This is a genomic window from Gallintestinimicrobium propionicum (assembly GCF_025567525.1).
Lineage (GTDB): Bacteria > Bacillota > Clostridia > Lachnospirales > Lachnospiraceae > Gallintestinimicrobium > Gallintestinimicrobium propionicum.
Genome location: NZ_JAOQJY010000013.1, coordinates 94102 through 108574, shown reverse-complemented (window position 1 = coordinate 108574; position 14473 = coordinate 94102). Strand labels below are relative to the sequence as shown.

Annotated in this window: 13 protein-coding genes and 4 pseudogenes; 16 read left to right on the top strand and 1 reads right to left on the bottom strand. The window is 47.7% G+C overall.

The genetic code is table 11. The features are described 5' to 3' along the window. The 12 genes and pseudogenes from OCV62_RS11005 to OCV62_RS10950 all read left to right on the top strand — a co-directional run. On the top strand, positions 1–212 hold a 212-nt coding region (locus tag OCV62_RS11005; protein ID WP_262586657.1), incomplete at its 5' end, for a PcfB family protein. Next, positions 209–511: pseudogene (locus tag OCV62_RS11000) on the top strand (recombinase); the annotation flags it as partial. The gene OCV62_RS11005 and the pseudogene OCV62_RS11000, both read left to right, overlap by 4 nt. A 56-nt stretch (positions 512–567) precedes the next feature. Continuing rightward, positions 568–2418, top strand: coding sequence for a recombinase family protein (locus OCV62_RS10995; RefSeq protein ID WP_330667368.1), 1851 nt, complete (start codon positions 568–570; stop codon positions 2416–2418). 79 nt (positions 2419–2497) lie between these two features. Beyond that, positions 2498–2689 carry a transposon-encoded TnpW family protein gene (locus tag OCV62_RS10990; protein ID WP_262586652.1) on the top strand — a complete coding sequence of 64 codons (192 nt, stop codon included), beginning with the start codon at positions 2498–2500 and terminating at the stop codon, positions 2687–2689. A 133-nt stretch (positions 2690–2822) separates the two neighbouring features. After that, positions 2823–3119: a hypothetical protein gene (locus OCV62_RS10985; protein WP_008982217.1), complete on the top strand. Its 297-nt coding sequence runs from the start codon at positions 2823–2825 to the stop codon at positions 3117–3119. 79 nt (positions 3120–3198) lie between these two features. Next, positions 3199–4137: a serine hydrolase gene (locus OCV62_RS10980; protein ID WP_040219241.1), complete on the top strand. Its 939-nt coding sequence runs from the start codon at positions 3199–3201 to the stop codon at positions 4135–4137. Between the two features lie 150 nt (positions 4138–4287). After that, positions 4288–4584, top strand: a complete 297-nt coding sequence (locus tag OCV62_RS10975) for a DUF3847 domain-containing protein (RefSeq protein WP_262586651.1) — start codon at positions 4288–4290, stop codon at positions 4582–4584. 249 nt (positions 4585–4833) lie between these two features. Continuing rightward, on the top strand, positions 4834–6339 hold the full coding sequence (gene mobQ, locus OCV62_RS10970; RefSeq protein WP_262586663.1) for a MobQ family relaxase: 1506 nt from the start codon (positions 4834–4836) through the stop codon (positions 6337–6339). A 16-nt stretch (positions 6340–6355) separates the two neighbouring features. Next, entirely contained in the window at positions 6356–8254 is a 1899-nt protein-coding gene (locus OCV62_RS10965; RefSeq protein WP_262586649.1) for an AAA family ATPase, read from the top strand. 85 nt (positions 8255–8339) lie between these two features. Continuing rightward, positions 8340–8846: pseudogene (locus OCV62_RS10960) on the top strand (type IV secretory system conjugative DNA transfer family protein); the annotation flags it as partial. Positions 8847–9543: 697 nt separating this feature from the next. Continuing rightward, the gene (ltrA, locus tag OCV62_RS10955; RefSeq protein ID WP_113998925.1) at positions 9544–11454 is read left to right on the top strand and encodes a group II intron reverse transcriptase/maturase; all 1911 of its coding nucleotides are present in this window, start codon (positions 9544–9546) and stop codon (positions 11452–11454) included. Positions 11455–11586: 132 nt separating this feature from the next. Next, a pseudogene (locus tag OCV62_RS10950) lies at positions 11587–11955 on the top strand (TnpV protein); the annotation flags it as partial. A 364-nt stretch (positions 11956–12319) separates the two neighbouring features. On the opposite strand, the pseudogene OCV62_RS18815 reads toward OCV62_RS10950, so the two are convergent. Continuing rightward, positions 12320–12565 (bottom strand): annotated as a pseudogene (locus OCV62_RS18815) (IS91 family transposase); the annotation flags it as partial. A gap of 210 nt (positions 12566–12775) precedes the next feature. On the opposite strand from OCV62_RS18815, the gene OCV62_RS10945 reads away from it, so the two are divergent. The 4 genes from OCV62_RS10945 (at position 12776) to OCV62_RS10930 (ending at position 14465) form a co-directional block, all read left to right on the top strand. Next, a complete protein-coding gene (locus tag OCV62_RS10945; protein WP_117959586.1) occupies positions 12776–13000 on the top strand; it encodes a DUF3791 domain-containing protein in 225 nt (74 codons plus the stop codon). Then, positions 12993–13559 carry a DUF3990 domain-containing protein gene (locus OCV62_RS10940; RefSeq protein ID WP_262586647.1) on the top strand — a complete coding sequence of 189 codons (567 nt, stop codon included), beginning with the start codon at positions 12993–12995 and terminating at the stop codon, positions 13557–13559. The genes OCV62_RS10945 and OCV62_RS10940 overlap by 8 nt, the downstream gene beginning before the upstream one ends. Beyond that, positions 13547–13789: a hypothetical protein gene (locus OCV62_RS10935; protein ID WP_117959588.1), complete on the top strand. Its 243-nt coding sequence runs from the start codon at positions 13547–13549 to the stop codon at positions 13787–13789. The genes OCV62_RS10940 and OCV62_RS10935 overlap by 13 nt, the downstream gene beginning before the upstream one ends. Before the next feature lie 445 nt (positions 13790–14234). Continuing rightward, positions 14235–14465: a hypothetical protein gene (locus OCV62_RS10930; RefSeq protein WP_021913964.1), complete on the top strand. Its 231-nt coding sequence runs from the start codon at positions 14235–14237 to the stop codon at positions 14463–14465. The last annotated feature ends 8 nt before the right edge of the window (positions 14466–14473 follow it).

Genomic DNA, 14473 nt, shown 5'->3' with positions numbered 1-14473 from the left:
ACCGCAGCAGTTCTCCGCCAAAGTACCTGATTTTTTTCAAAGGCCGTGATGCAGATGCTCTGACAGCAGCTTTTACAGAGTATACCAACAAAAAGGTCAAAAAGGCAACGAAAACAGAGCGCCCGTCCGTACTGGCAAAACTTAACCAGTTCAAAGAGATGGTTAAAAATGCTGTGGTGGATCGCACCAAGCGAAAGGAGCTGGAACGATGAAAAAGACATTGGACATCAAAAAGCTCATTTTGCTGAATATGCCGTATATCCTGCTGGGGCTGTTTGCTACCAATTTTGGAGAGGCATGGCGAATGGCACAAGGGGCGGATGCTTCAGAAAAGTTTCTTTCGCTGGTTGAGGTTCTGCCTGGGGCGCTGCAAAGTTTCTGGCCAAGCCTGCATCCATTGGACTTGTTGGTAGGGCTGTGCTGCGGTGTTGGTCTGAGGCTGGCGGTGTATCTTAAAAGCAAGAACGCCAAGAAATATCGACATGGTTTGGAATATGGTTCGGCCCGCTGGAGTGCATAATTTTAAGTGTAAATGACACATACATGGACGCACAGGAGGTTATGCACATGACTGATTATAGCAAAATTACAGCCCTTTACTCCCGCCTTTCCGTGGGCGACGAGGATAGGGACGGCGGCGAGAGCAACAGCATACAGAACCAAAAAATATTTTTGGAGAACTATGCCAGAGGGCAGCACCTAACCAAGATCCGGCACTACATCGACGATGACGAAAGCGGCAGATTTTTTGACCGTTCCGCCTACTCCCGCATGATGGACGATGTGGAAAACGGGAAAATCGGTGTCTGCATTATGAAAGACCTTACCCGCTGGGGGCGCGACTATCTCCAAGTCGGCAACGCTATGGAGATTTTCAGACGGAACAACGTGCGCTTTATCGCGGTCAACAACGGCATAGACAGCGAGAAGCCCGACACGCTGGAGTTTGCGCCCTTTATCAATATCATGTCGGAGTGGTATGCAAAGGACATCAGCAAGAAAGTAAAAACGGGCATTAAGACCAAAGGCATGAGTGGAAAGCCGATTGTCACCGAAGCCCCTTACGGCTATGTCAAAGACCCGGACAACAAGGATTTTTGGATAATCGACGAGGAAGCCGCCGCGGTTGTCCGTTTGATTTTCCGTCTGTTTATCGGCGGGAAGAACCGCAACCAAATCGCCGTGCATCTGAAAAACGAGCAAATCCCTACCCCCACTTTCTATATGAAAGACCGAGGGCGAGGAACCTGTAAAAATAAGACGCTCAACGAGGATAACCGCTGCAAGTGGAACAAAGCCACCTTGACCAATATCCTCACACGGCAGGAGTATTGCGGCGATGTGGTCAACTTCAAGACTACAAAGCATTTCCGGGATAAACATAACCACTATGTAGACCGGAGCCAGTGGCACATCACAGAAAATGTGCATGAGCCGATTATCAGCCGCAGCGATTTTGAAACCGTACAGCGGATTTTGGAAAACGCACCCGTCAGACGCCCCAACGGGGACGGGGAAATCCACCCTTTGTCGGGCTTGCTTTTTTGTAAAGACTGCGGTTCAAAAATGCACATTCGCATAGATTACAGGAACGGCGGCAAACGGCACGTTGCCTATTGCAGCGAGTATCACAAGGGAAAGGCTAAAAACCCCAAGTGTCATTCCCCGCACATCATGGACGCGGACTTGCTCATGCAGACCATCGCGGAAGTGCTGAAGAAAATCGAGGACTATTCTATCAGCAACCGGGCGGAGTTTGAAGCCTTAGTGAAAAAGAACCTTGCCATGCAGCAGACCGACCAGACCAAGAAACAGCAGAAGCGTATTCCGCAAATCACGACGCGCCTTGAACAGATTGACAAGGTGCTGAATAAGCTCTATGAGGACAACGCCCTCGGCACGATCCCGCAAGACCGTTATGAGCAGATGTCGCAGAAGTATTCGGAAGAATACTATGCGCTGAAAGCGGAGCTTGCCACGCTCCAAGAGCAGCTATCCGCTTATGAGAACGCGGGAGGACGGGCGCAGAAGTTTTTGAAGCTGACGGAACGCCATGCCGCCTTTACCGAACTTACCCCCGCCATTCTCAACGAGTTTATCAGCAGGATTGAAGTGCATGAGCGCGACCAGAAAAGGGCGAGATACGCAATCCAGCACATCAGCATATATTTCAATTATATCGGCAAGTTTGAGAATGAAGTGACACAGCTTGCAGAACCGACCGAGCAGGAAATCCGGCAAATGCGGGAGGAAATCGAAGAAGCCAAAAAGGAAAAGAGCCGCGCATACCACCGGCAGTATTCAAGGGAGTACCGGGCGCGAAACCTTGAAAAGCAGCGGGAGTATGACCGTATCAAGGCGCGGGAATACCGGGCGAAGAAAAAGGCGCAGGCAGCCGCCGCACAGCCCACACAGTAAAACAGAATAACCGTCAACCAAGAGGGATTTTCCGAACTACGGGAAATCCCTCTTTTGCACCCGGAGAAAGGAGCCGCCTATGGCAGAACAGACCCCCGACAGTATCATCACGACCCAGAGGAACGGGCAGACCATTGTTGTGGAGTTATTTTTCAATCACAGCAGCACAGAAACATTCCGCGACAAGTTGCTCAAACTGGTGCTTGCCGACAGTTCGCGTTTATCCGCGTCTGACGGTCAAGAGCCGGAAAAAACAGAAATCTTGCGATAACAGCCGCCCCGACGAACCATTCCCTGTCCGGGCGATTTCTATTTGAAAATCCTCATTTTCCCCAAGTCAAGAGCCGGGAAAAACACCCGAAAAATGCCCCTACTGCGTAACAGGGGCGCAGAAAGGAGAGTTTATGAGAACAGGGCTTACGAAGCAGGAAAAGACCACCGATATTTGGTTTGACGAGAAAGACCCGCTAATCCATATCCGCACCCACAACACCGACTTGAAGAAACGGCTTGCCGCCTACGCCAGACAGCACCCCGACCAGTGCCGCCAGACCGACGCAGACCCCGAAACGGGCTGCATGGAGTTTGAAATCCGCAAGGGGCGCTTCTCTTTCCGTCTGACCGCCCCATACAGCGAGGAACGACGGGAAGCAACGCGGCGATATGCCAGAGAAAACAGCACTACAAACTTGTTGAAATAATGTGGATTTGTTCATATTCTTGTGCTATACTTTTCTCAAAGGCACAGAATGGCAGATATAAATTCGTGGGAGAAAAAATATGAAGAAGCATAGAAAATGTAAAAAGATAATAGCTTTTGTAACAGTGTTGTTTATAGCATTTGTTGCAGTAATTGGGCTACACAAAACAGGGATTTATCGTTTTGATTTCTTAAAGGACATCTATAAAAAAATTGATTTTCAACTAAGTACGAACGAGCTTAACATTCCGCAGGACGCTCTTTCATTTTCTGTTTATGATATTGAACAGGAGGAATATTTATTTTACGAGGGCGATAGCCAACTTCCCACAGTAGCAAGTTTGGCAAAACTATTTGCCATTGATTATGCTTTGGGAAAAGTAGATTTGGAAGATATTGTTGAAGTAAATCAAGAGGTATTAGAACTTGTTCCGGCGGGTTCATCTTTAGCAAATCTGTATGCTGGGGAATACACAGTTAAACAAATCATGGAGGCTATGCTTGTTCCTTCCGGAAATGACGCAGCCTATGCGTTGGCATATCATATCGCTAAAAACGAATTAGGCGAAGGTTATACAGCAACGGAATATATAGATTATTTCATGACAGAACTTAGTGAGTATTTAATCGAAGCAGGCTATTCCAAAACAAATTTATATAATGACCCAAGTGGCGCGTCTATGCAAGCTGACTCTCATTTAGATGACATTAACCGCGTAGCGTTGAAGCTCCTTAACTACGATTTTGTTAAAGAATGTATTGGAAAAAGCGAATTTTCAATTCAAACTCCGCAAGGTGAATTTACATGGAAAAATACAAATGAATTTTTAGATGAAAATTCACCGTACTATAATGCAAATGTTAAAGGAATGAAAACAGGAACAATGGCATCTTCCTATAACATTGTTGTTCTGTATGAAAAAGATGGAAAAGCATATTTAATTACCTGTTTAGCGGCACACTCAAATGAGGGGAGATATAAAGCGGTACAGTCTGCTATCAACACGATTATTGAATAATGATGATGAAATATCCCGTTTAAGTAAAGTGTCAAAACAATAAGGGTAAGATAAAACAGCACACAATAAAACTTAATACCCATCCAAAAGGGCAGCCGAGAAATCGACTGTCCTTTTTCTACGCCGACAGGCAGAAAGGAGCGACCAACTATGACAAAACCGAGAGAGAAAACCCGCGAGGAGCTGCAAGCCGAGATTGAGGACGGAAAGAAGAAAATCCGGCAGTTTGAGAACCGGGAAAAGATGTTGCGTCAGAAGTTATCCAAAGAGGAACGCAGAACGCGCAGCCACCGCCTTATCGTCCGGGGCGCAGTCTTTGAGAGCATTGTGCCGGAAGCAAAGAACATGACCGACGAGGAAGCCGCCGACCTGCTCCGGCTTGCCTTAACGGGCGAGGAAGCGCGGGCATATCTGAAAAAACGAGCCGAGGACGGGAACGCCGGATAAAGCCCTTTGGAACAAAGGGCGCACTTATACACCCTTGCGGGCGTGTGCGCTCTGCCGAGGGCTTATCTCCGCACCGGGAACTTTCCCCGCGCTCCGATATGGCGGCTTTGCCGCAGACAGGGGAAGCTACACTTCCCCTGCGACAGCTTGTGCTGTCTACCCCTTTGTGTACTTGCGGAAAGCGAACACCTTGCGTTGCAAGCTATTCACTTTCCACAAGTCTGATTATCCTATCCGGGAGGTGATACTATCGCAATCTACCATTGCAGCATTAAGATTGTCAGCCGGGGGAAAGGCAAATCTGCCGTAGCCGCAGCCGCCTACCGAGCCGGGGAAAAGCTGACAAACGAGTGGGACGGAATAACCCACGACTACACAAGAAAAGGCGGTGTGGTTCATTCTGAAATCATGCTGCCGCCCCATGCCCCGCCCTCATTCTCTGACCGTTCTACCTTATGGAACAGCGTGGAGCAAACCGAAAAATCGAATAATTCACAGCTTGCGAGGGAAATCGAACTTGCCTTGCCTGTTGAACTTTCAAGAGAGGAACAGACCCGCCTTGTACGGGAATACTGTTCCTCTCAATTTGTTTCCAAAGGAATGTGCGCCGACTTCAATATCCACGATACAGGAAGCGGCAATCCTCACGCCCATATCCTCTTGACTATGCGCCCTCTTGATGAAAAAGGTGCATGGGCGGCGAAGTCAAAAAAGGAATATGTCCTTGACGAAAGCGGCGAGAAAATCCTACTTCCAAGCGGCAGATATAAGACACGAAAAATTGACCTTATGGACTGGAACAGGCAGGAGAACGCCGACCTATGGCGCAAGGCATGGGCTGATATGGCAAATGACTTTTTAGAGCAAAACGGCAGCGCGGAGCGTATCGACCACCGCAGCAACGCCGAGCGCGGCATTGATGAAATCCCCACCGTCCACATGGGCGTGGCAGCTTGCCAAATGGAGAAGAAAGGGATTGCCACCGAGAAAGGCGAGTTAAACCGAAATATCCAGAAAGCCAACCGCCTTATCCGGGAAATCCGGGCGCAGATCGGCAAGCTCAAAGAATGGCTTGCCGGACTGCTTGCCGAGAGGGAAACCGCCCCGGAGCAGCCGCCCAAATCCTCCGACCTTACAAGTCTGCTGATGAAGTATTTAAGCGTTCAGAGGGAAAAGAGCCGGAAGTATTCGCAGAGCTGGCAGCAACAGCACGCCGCCGCTGAATTGAAAACCATAGCGCAGACGGTCAACTATCTTTCCGAGCATGGTATCTCCACCCTCGACGAATTGGACGCTTCTCTTTCCTCTGTCAGTGAGGAAGCCTATTCAATCCGGGAGGGAATGAAAACTGCCGAGCAACGCATGAAAGAACTGCAAAAGCTGATAGAGTACGGGAAGAATTACACCAAGTACAAACCCGTCCACGACCAACTGAAAAATCTGAAAAACGGTTGGACGAGCAAGCGCGATAAGTACGAGGAAGCCCACCGCGCCGAGCTTGCCCTATGGGACGCAGCAAACCGCTATCTTCATGCCAAGCTGCCAAAAGAAACAAAGACCTTGCCTATTGCTGCATGGGAACAGGAATACTCTGACATTAAGACACAGAGAGATACCGACTACACCAAACTGAAAGCTGCCCGCGCCGAGGTTGCCGAGCTTCAGAAGATACGCAAATGCGTGGATATTGCGCTGAAAGCCGAGCAGCCGGAGCAGACACAGAACCGCACCAAGCGGCATGATATAGACCGCTGAAAGGAGTTGAAATTTTATGTATTACACCCAAGAACAGATAGACCGCGCCAACCAAGCCGACCTTGTTTTGTTCCTGCAATCGCAGGGCGAGCAGCTTACCCGCGCCGGACAGGAATACCGCTGGAAACGGCACGACAGCTTGACCGTCCGGGGAAACAAATGGTATCGCCACAGCCAGAGCAAAGGCGGCGGCCCCGTTGATTTTGTCATGGAGTTTTTCGGCAAGAGCTTCACCGAAGCCGTTGAACTTCTCACAGGGGAACAGGGAGCAGCCGCGCCGGACAGACCAAGCCCCGCGCCCCTCTCTGATTTTCGATTGCCGCCCCGCAGCGATACCGCCGGACAAGTGAAAAGCTACCTTACCGAAGCCCGCCGCATTGATGAAGATGTGACGGGCTTTTTTCTTTCCAATGGCGACATTTACGAGGAAGCCGCCCACCACAACGCCGTATTTGTGGGGCGTGACAAGGACGGAGTACCACGCTACGCCCACCAGCGCGGCACAGCCGGGAACTTCCGGCTTGATGTGAAAGGAAGCGACAAAGCCTTTAACTTCTGCTATCGGGGCGAGGGCGAAAGATTGTTTGTCTTTGAAGCCCCGATTGACCTGTTATCTTTTCTCTGCCTGTTCAAAAAGGGCTGGCAGAAGCAAAGCTATTTGTCACTGGGCGGCGTGGGAGATAAAGCCCTTATGTGCTTTCTCTCTGACCGCCCGAACATCAAGACCGTATATCTCTGCCTTGACAGCGACAAAGCCGGAAACGACGCTTGCAGCCGCCTTGTGGAGCTTATGCCGGAGGGCTTGACCGTCCACCGTCTTATCCCACTTTTCAAAGACTGGAACGAGGTGCAGACGCGCCGGGGCGAAATCACAGACGGGAAATATCTGCGGGAAGCTGTCTATGGCTTGAAAGAACCGCCGCAGGAAGAAACCGTTGAGATTATCCGCATGAGCGAGGTTGACACACAGACCGTTGAATGGCTATGGAAACCGTATATCCCCTTTGGGAAAGTAACCATAGTACAGGGCAACCCCGGCGAGGGCAAGACCACCTTTGCGCTGCGCCTTGCCGCTGCCTGCACCACCGGGGGAACGCTGCCGGGAATGAAGCCCTTGCCGCCGTTCCAAGTAATTTACCAGACCGCCGAGGACGGGCTGGGCGATACCGTCAAGCCCCGCTTGATGGAAGCAGAAGCCGACCTTGACCGCGTACTTGTGATTGATGAAGCCAAGCGGGAGCTTACCCTCTCCGACGAGCGCATAGAAAAGGCAATCACGCAGAACGGGGCGCGGCTGATTATCCTTGACCCCATACAGGCGTATATGGGCGAAAAGACCGACATGAACCGGGCAAACGAAGTGCGCCCCATGTTCCGCCGCCTTGCCGATGTTGCCGAGCGTACCGGGTGCGCCGTTATCCTTATCGGACATCTCAACAAAGCTGCCGGAGGGCAGAGCGCATACCGGGGCTTAGGTTCTATCGACTTCCGCGCCGCAGCAAGGAGCGTCCTGCTGATCGGGCGCGTGAAGCGAGAACCGAATGTGCGCGTTATCGTCCATGACAAATCTTCCCTTGCGCCGGAGGGCAAGCCCGTTGCCTTTTACCTTGACCCGGAAACGGGCTTTTCGTGGATAGGCGAATACGACATCACCGCTGACGAGCTGCTGTCCGGCGCGGGCGGCAACACCGCCACCAAGACCGAACAGGCGGAACGGCTGATACTTGACCTGTTGGCAGACGGGAAAGAGCTTGCCAGTGAGGACATTGTAAAAGCCGCAGCCGAAGCCGGAATATCCGAAAGGACGGTACAGAATGCCAAGCGCAACATGGGCGGCATTTTAGGCGCAAGGCGTGTCGGCGGTCAATGGTACAACTTCATCAAGAAGAAGCAGCCACCCGAACCCGCAAGCTGAAAGTGCAAAACGCAGACCCTTTGCACTTTGCACTTTCGCACTTTCACGATAATTTGCGTCAATAACTCAAAAAAGCACTTGACAAAACGCTTCATGGGGAACCCGTGAGGATATTGCACCTTACGTTGATCCTGTATTTCAGAACAATGTGATTCTGACGAAAACGGAGAGCCTGACCATGAACAGCCGCCCCAAGGACCCCAAGACTGCCAGAAACAAAAATGTACTGGTGATTGGCGGCTCCGGTTCCGGTAAGACCCGATTCTGGCTGAAACCCAACCTGATGCAGATGCACAGCTCCTATGTAGTGACGGACCCGAAAGGAACAATTCTGGTGGAGTGTGGAAAAATGCTCCAAAGGGGTGCGCCCAAGCTGGGGAAAGACGGAAAGCCCATGAAGGATAAGCATGGCAAGGTCATTTATGAGTCTTACCGCATCAAGGTTCTAAATACCATCAACTTCAAGAAGTCCATGCACTATAACCCCTTTGCATACATCCACTCGGAAAAGGATATTTTGAAGCTGGTGACAACGCTGATCGCTAATACCAAAGGCGAGGGCAAGGCCGGAGACGATTTCTGGGTCAGTGCGACTCGTTCGCAGACGGTAAAAAGTCTGCGCACGAGCAACGGTTTTCCGTTGTTCGGAGAACTGGTAGTTTGATAGGTGGAATGACGGGGTAACGCCCTGAAACGCCTACCCTTGATGGGCGTGCATTAGCTGTAATGGCTGGTGTACGAAGCCCCATGACAAAGGCTGAGAGTAACCGTAACCACTGCCTAAAGTGGTCGAAAGCGGTCTGGAGGCAGACTGTGTTACCTATAAGCCGAGAGTCTATAAGATACCTATGGTTAGAATGTTCGCTTTGGCGGGCGGACTGACGAACCTGCGAATGTACAGGTCTAAAAGAAGACCACGCAGAAATGTGTGGGTGCGTTAATGCGCAGTCGGTGTGGTTTAGTAGAAATTGATCCTACGAACGACCATGCTGTGTTACAGGCACAGGCAAGCCGACAGGTCTATAGCAGGAACCTATGGGTATGTATGAACAGATAGAACTATCGGAACGAGGAAAGGCAGCAGATTCCGCAAGGAATAGTCTGACGAAAAACAATAAGCAGACGAACTGCTGCTGAAAAGTAGTGGTCGAACCTATGATGTGCTTGCGTTATGTGAGCTACGGAGGAATGGCCACAAGTCGGTTGAGATAAGCAGGCATTATTCAATCCAACATAAGGATTCGAGTAAGACCAAAAGGGTCACTTTCGCAAAAAGGAGGTGATGCCTTATGCCAAAGAAAAACAAAACTCTATGTGTAGATGACTTACGTCATGCCGAGTATTACGGTATGCAGCCAGTTTTTGATGAACTCTATCATCGAAGTTTGGAGGGAGAAAATTTTACCGACCTTATGGATTTAATTCTGAGCCGGGACAACATTCTTCTGGCATATCGGAACATCAAAGCAAACGGAGGAAGCTACACAGCAGGAACAGACAACAAAAACATCAGTGACATCGGGTGTTTACCGCCCGAAACAGTTGCAGAGAAAGTGAGGTTTATTGTCACAGGAAGTCAGCACGGATACCGCCCAAAGCCGGTAAGACGCAAAGACATTCCGAAACCAAACGGAAAAACCAGACCGTTAGGTATTCCCTGTATCTGGGACAGGCTGGTACAGCAATGTATCAAACAGGTCATAGAGCCAATCTGCGAAGCGAAATTCAGCGACAACAGTTACGGCTTTCGCCCGAACCGTTCCGTGGAACACGCCGTGCAGAAAACTTACACCATGCTTCAACGCATGAACCTGCATTATGTGATTGAGTTTGATATAAAAGGATTTTTCGACAACGTAAATCACAGCAAGCTAATGCGGCAAATATGGGCAATGGGAATACACGACAAACAGTTGATTTTTATTATCAAGCGGATTCTGAAAGCACCGATTAGAATGCCAGACGGCACTACACTCATTCCAGACAAAGGCACTCCGCAAGGCGGTATCATTTCACCGTTGCTTGCCAATATCGTGCTGAATGAACTGGACAAATGGGTTGAGAGCCAATGGCAGAACCACCCTCTTGTAAAGGAATACGGGTATGAGAGGAAAATCAGAAACTCGATTACTTTTGACCGGAGCAAGGCATTCCTCAAAATGAGGAAAACAGGGTTGAAAGAAATGTATATCGTGAGATATGCAGATGATTTCAGAATTTTCTGCCGGAATAAAGAGGACGCTTTGAGAACGAAAGAGGCTGTAACGGCATGGATAACCGAGAGGCTGAGGTTGGAGGTATCGCCAGAGAAAACAAGGATAGTCAATGTTAGAAAACGCTATTCAGAGTTTCTTGGGTTTAAGATACGAGTCAGACCGAAAAGCAGGAAGTACATCGTGCAATCTCATATCTGTGACAAAAAGTTGGAACTGGAAAGGCAAAAACTGGTGGAACAGGCGAAACGAATTGCCCGACCTCCAGAGGGAAAAAGACCTTTGGACGAAATACGGCTGTACAATTCAATGGTTCTGGGAATACAGAATTATTTTCAACTTGCCACCTGCATCAGCATTGATTGCAGGAAAATCCACAGACAGGTCATGACAGTTTTAACAAATCGGCTCAATACAGAAACCGGGTGCAGACTTGTTCGAGAGGGCGGCGCAATGACCGAGAGCGAAAAAGAACGGTTTGGAAAGTCGGCAATGATACGGTATGTATCTGGAATCGACCAACCTATCTACCCTATCGCATACATCAAGAACAAGATACCGATGGCAAAGAAAGCGGCGGTTTGCAGTTACACGGTAGAGGGACGGGCATTGATACACACGAACCTAAGTATGAACTCATCTGTTCTATCAGGTTTGAGGAATCAACCGTCTATGGGGCGAAGCACAGAACTTACTGACAGCAGGATTTCACTATTCTCGGCTCAACGTGGAAAATGTGCGCTAAGTGGGGAACTCTTTGAAAATGCGGCTGACATAGTATGCTGGCTGAAAACACCGGCAGAATTGGGCGGCAAGGAACGCTATCGAAATATGATTTTGTTCCATAATAGATTTCTTCCACTCCTGCAAGAGTGTCCTAAGAATGAGCTAAAAGAGATAGCCGACACGCTCAAGGCAACAAAGGAACTGATGTTAAAAGTGAACAGTCTGCGCCAGCAGGCTGGTTTGTCCGCAATAGAAAACTAACATTTCATTTGGTGATTGATTAAATGCTTGTGAAAACAACCGATGGAACGCCGGATGCGGTGAAAGTCGCACGTCCGGTGTGGAGTGGGGGAAAATCCGGCGATAACTTCAAAGGATTACCTATCACTATAAGCGGAAAAGCTCTATTATACAGCTTTAATCGCATATATCTGGTATGAAGCACCGGAGGAGGAACAGAATTTTTCCATGTTGATTGATCTGGTGGATGCCAGTGAAGCAAGGGAAGATGATGAGAATTTCAAAAATGCGGTTGACCTGCTGTTCAATGAGCTGGTGCTATCCGGCAAGCTCTTTGAGCATTGCGCCGAGATTGACGAAGCGGCACGAAACCGCATGGAGCTGATCGTGCCGGAGCTGGCAAAGCAGTACGGCGTGACCGGACAGCTGAAAGCCGAAAACCAAATGGAATGGGTGCGGCAAATGAACGCTTGCAAGGCTCAGACAGAGAAAGTTGTGAAAGCGGAATTGATTTATGATTGAGCGAGGAAGTCCGGGCAGAAAACTGTTCGGACTTTTCTCATATAGTCCAAAGCTGCGGTAGAATTGTTCACAGGTTTTATGGTATAATTCATTAGGAAAGTATCAGATTCAGAGCAGTTAAGAAGAGCAGATTTCTTCACTGAGTAAATCTGCTCTGAATGTGATTCTTTCCAATTGTACCAATTCGCGGACGTGTAGCCACAGAGTATATGGGAATTGCATTTATTCTACTGGGTCTCAAAAATGTAGAATCCCAGCAAAATCAAAGAATAGAAGTCTTTGTTGCTGTCATATGTGAAAAATTGGACATGCCAAACAAGCCTCCAACGGTGCAGGCTTTAAAAACGGTATGGTCAAAGGGCTGTTATCCAAATGCACCATGTGTTCTTCCAAATAACCTCATGGCGGAATGTCCGCACTGCGGACAGCAGCAAATATCTTTTTTCCAGATCCGTTTCATCAGATCCGCCATCCCGAGACCGGCATACCGCTGCTTAAACTTCTGGTATCCCTGAAGTTTAAAAATAAGCTTCAGATTTTTGGATTTCATGCGATTGTTAAGAAAGCCGTAATAATGGACTTTCTGGAAACCGGTTGGAAGCACATGCATTGTAGATGGGCATACACATGGAATGGATTTGTGGAAATGCTCAAGTATTATCCATTAGCAAAGCCTAAAACGTACCATTGCTTATATTAAAGTGAATGTTACTATGAGCAACCGTATGCGGGAAAGCCGCACGTACGGATCTGTGAGGGGCTAAGATTGAGAGGTCTTAGTCTACTCGACTATTAACCAAGAAATTAAGGAGGATTCATAATGAGTGAGAAAACAGAGATTACTTTCATGCAAACAAGATTAATCCGGCTTGCTTCAGAAGAGTGGCATTTATCTGTTGAACAGATTATCCACTTGTTTAAAGAAGCTGATGTTCTTGGATATATAGAAAAATGTTATGGGATTTTTCATTGTGAAGGCGATGAAGCTGTGCTTGAAGATATTACTGAATTTTTGCAAAGAAAGGGGATAGAGATTAGTGCTTGAGTTAAAAGACGGATTTGTTCTCTATCATGGAAGCTATTGTGAAGTAAAAGAGCCAGATCTTGCCAAATGTGCAAAGAGAAAAGATTTTGGGCAGGGATTTTATTTAACTACATCAAAGGAGCAGGCAGAAAGTTTTCTGAGAACTTCAATAGCCAAAGCAATCGCAACCGGAACAATTGAAGAGGGACAGAAGTTTGGATATATTTCGACTTTTGAATTCAAACTTTCAGGAAATCTTGAAACGCATATTTTTGAAAATGCAGATGTAGACTGGTTACATTGCATTGCAGCACATCGAAAGAAAAAAATGTTTATCGAAGTTGAACGTGAAATGGCGAGGTATGATATCATTGCAGGAAAGATTGCGGATGATGCAACAAACGCTACCCTTACTGCTTACCTTGCCGGGGCTTTCGGGACAGCAGGCGATAAGGAGGCAGACGATTTCTGCATCAGACAGTTGTTGCCCAATAAACTAAAAGATCAATATTGCTTCAAAACAGAAGCCGCAATTAAGTGTCTGAAATTTGTGAAAGGTGAGAAGATATGGCTGAAGTAACAATTCCAAAGGAAAAAATGAATTATACAATAGACCTTCTTATCACTATGGTGACAGATGAGATTGCAGAAGAAACGGGAAAGGACAGAAAAGAGATATTGACAGATTTTCTGTGTTCAAAGACAGGAAAAGCACTGTATGATGAGAAAACAAAGCTGTGGTGCAATGGTCCGGCATATATAGCTGAATTGTATAGGGAAGAGTTAAAGAAATACGGAAATCAGATTTGAGATGACTCATATCCGGATGGTGTTGAAAACTTCCGCTATTATATCGTTGTGACAACTAAATATTTCAAAAACGATGAGGTCAGCATTTCCTAATCATAGGACAACGGCCTCAGCTTTTTTATACCCGGGAATCGGCATTTATGAATCAGCCGGTTCTTTTTATTCATGACAATAGAATGATCGCAGAGCGTGCATTCTATTGTTTATGCGAGCAACGAGCAATGAAGGCAAGGGTGTCCGGGACACCTGCAGGAAGGGATGCAGTAGATAAGACAAAGGGGAAGGAGATGCATGAATTAATCAGCGTTTCCCCAGCTTAAAAGCCGTAGAAATTAAGTGATAAACATGATATATTTATGGAGAAGAGAGACATATAATCTTCTCCATATTTTTTGGGAGGAAATTATATGGGTAAAATAAATATGCAGGATTTCGCAAGATTCCAATGATTAAGAAAGTGCATGATGTGCTTATATATCAGAGAACATACCATAAAGACATTGCTACTCGGTTTTCTCCGAGAGAAGGATTTGAGGATCTGGTATTTACTTCTAAGACGAACAATCCTATCAATGCAGCTAACATCAAAGATTCTATCAATTATATTGTAGATCGGATTAACAGAGAAAATCCAGAGCAGCTTGATCAGAATGCCACTGCGCCCACAGCCAGGTAGCCCAGATA

Coding starts and splice junctions, on each gene's coding strand:
- ltrA (WP_113998925.1), top strand. CDS start 9,544: ATGCCAAAGAAAAACAAAACTCTATGTGTAGATGACTTACGTCATGCC.
- OCV62_RS10985 (WP_008982217.1), top strand. CDS start 2,823: ATGAGAACAGGGCTTACGAAGCAGGAAAAGACCACCGATATTTGGTTT.
- OCV62_RS10945 (WP_117959586.1), top strand. CDS start 12,776: ATGAGTGAGAAAACAGAGATTACTTTCATGCAAACAAGATTAATCCGG.
- OCV62_RS10990 (WP_262586652.1), top strand. CDS start 2,498: ATGGCAGAACAGACCCCCGACAGTATCATCACGACCCAGAGGAACGGG.
- OCV62_RS10975 (WP_262586651.1), top strand. CDS start 4,288: ATGACAAAACCGAGAGAGAAAACCCGCGAGGAGCTGCAAGCCGAGATT.
- OCV62_RS10980 (WP_040219241.1), top strand. CDS start 3,199: ATGAAGAAGCATAGAAAATGTAAAAAGATAATAGCTTTTGTAACAGTG.
- OCV62_RS10935 (WP_117959588.1), top strand. CDS start 13,547: ATGGCTGAAGTAACAATTCCAAAGGAAAAAATGAATTATACAATAGAC.
- OCV62_RS10965 (WP_262586649.1), top strand. CDS start 6,356: ATGTATTACACCCAAGAACAGATAGACCGCGCCAACCAAGCCGACCTT.
- OCV62_RS10995 (WP_330667368.1), top strand. CDS start 568: ATGACTGATTATAGCAAAATTACAGCCCTTTACTCCCGCCTTTCCGTG.
- OCV62_RS10930 (WP_021913964.1), top strand. CDS start 14,235: ATGATTAAGAAAGTGCATGATGTGCTTATATATCAGAGAACATACCAT.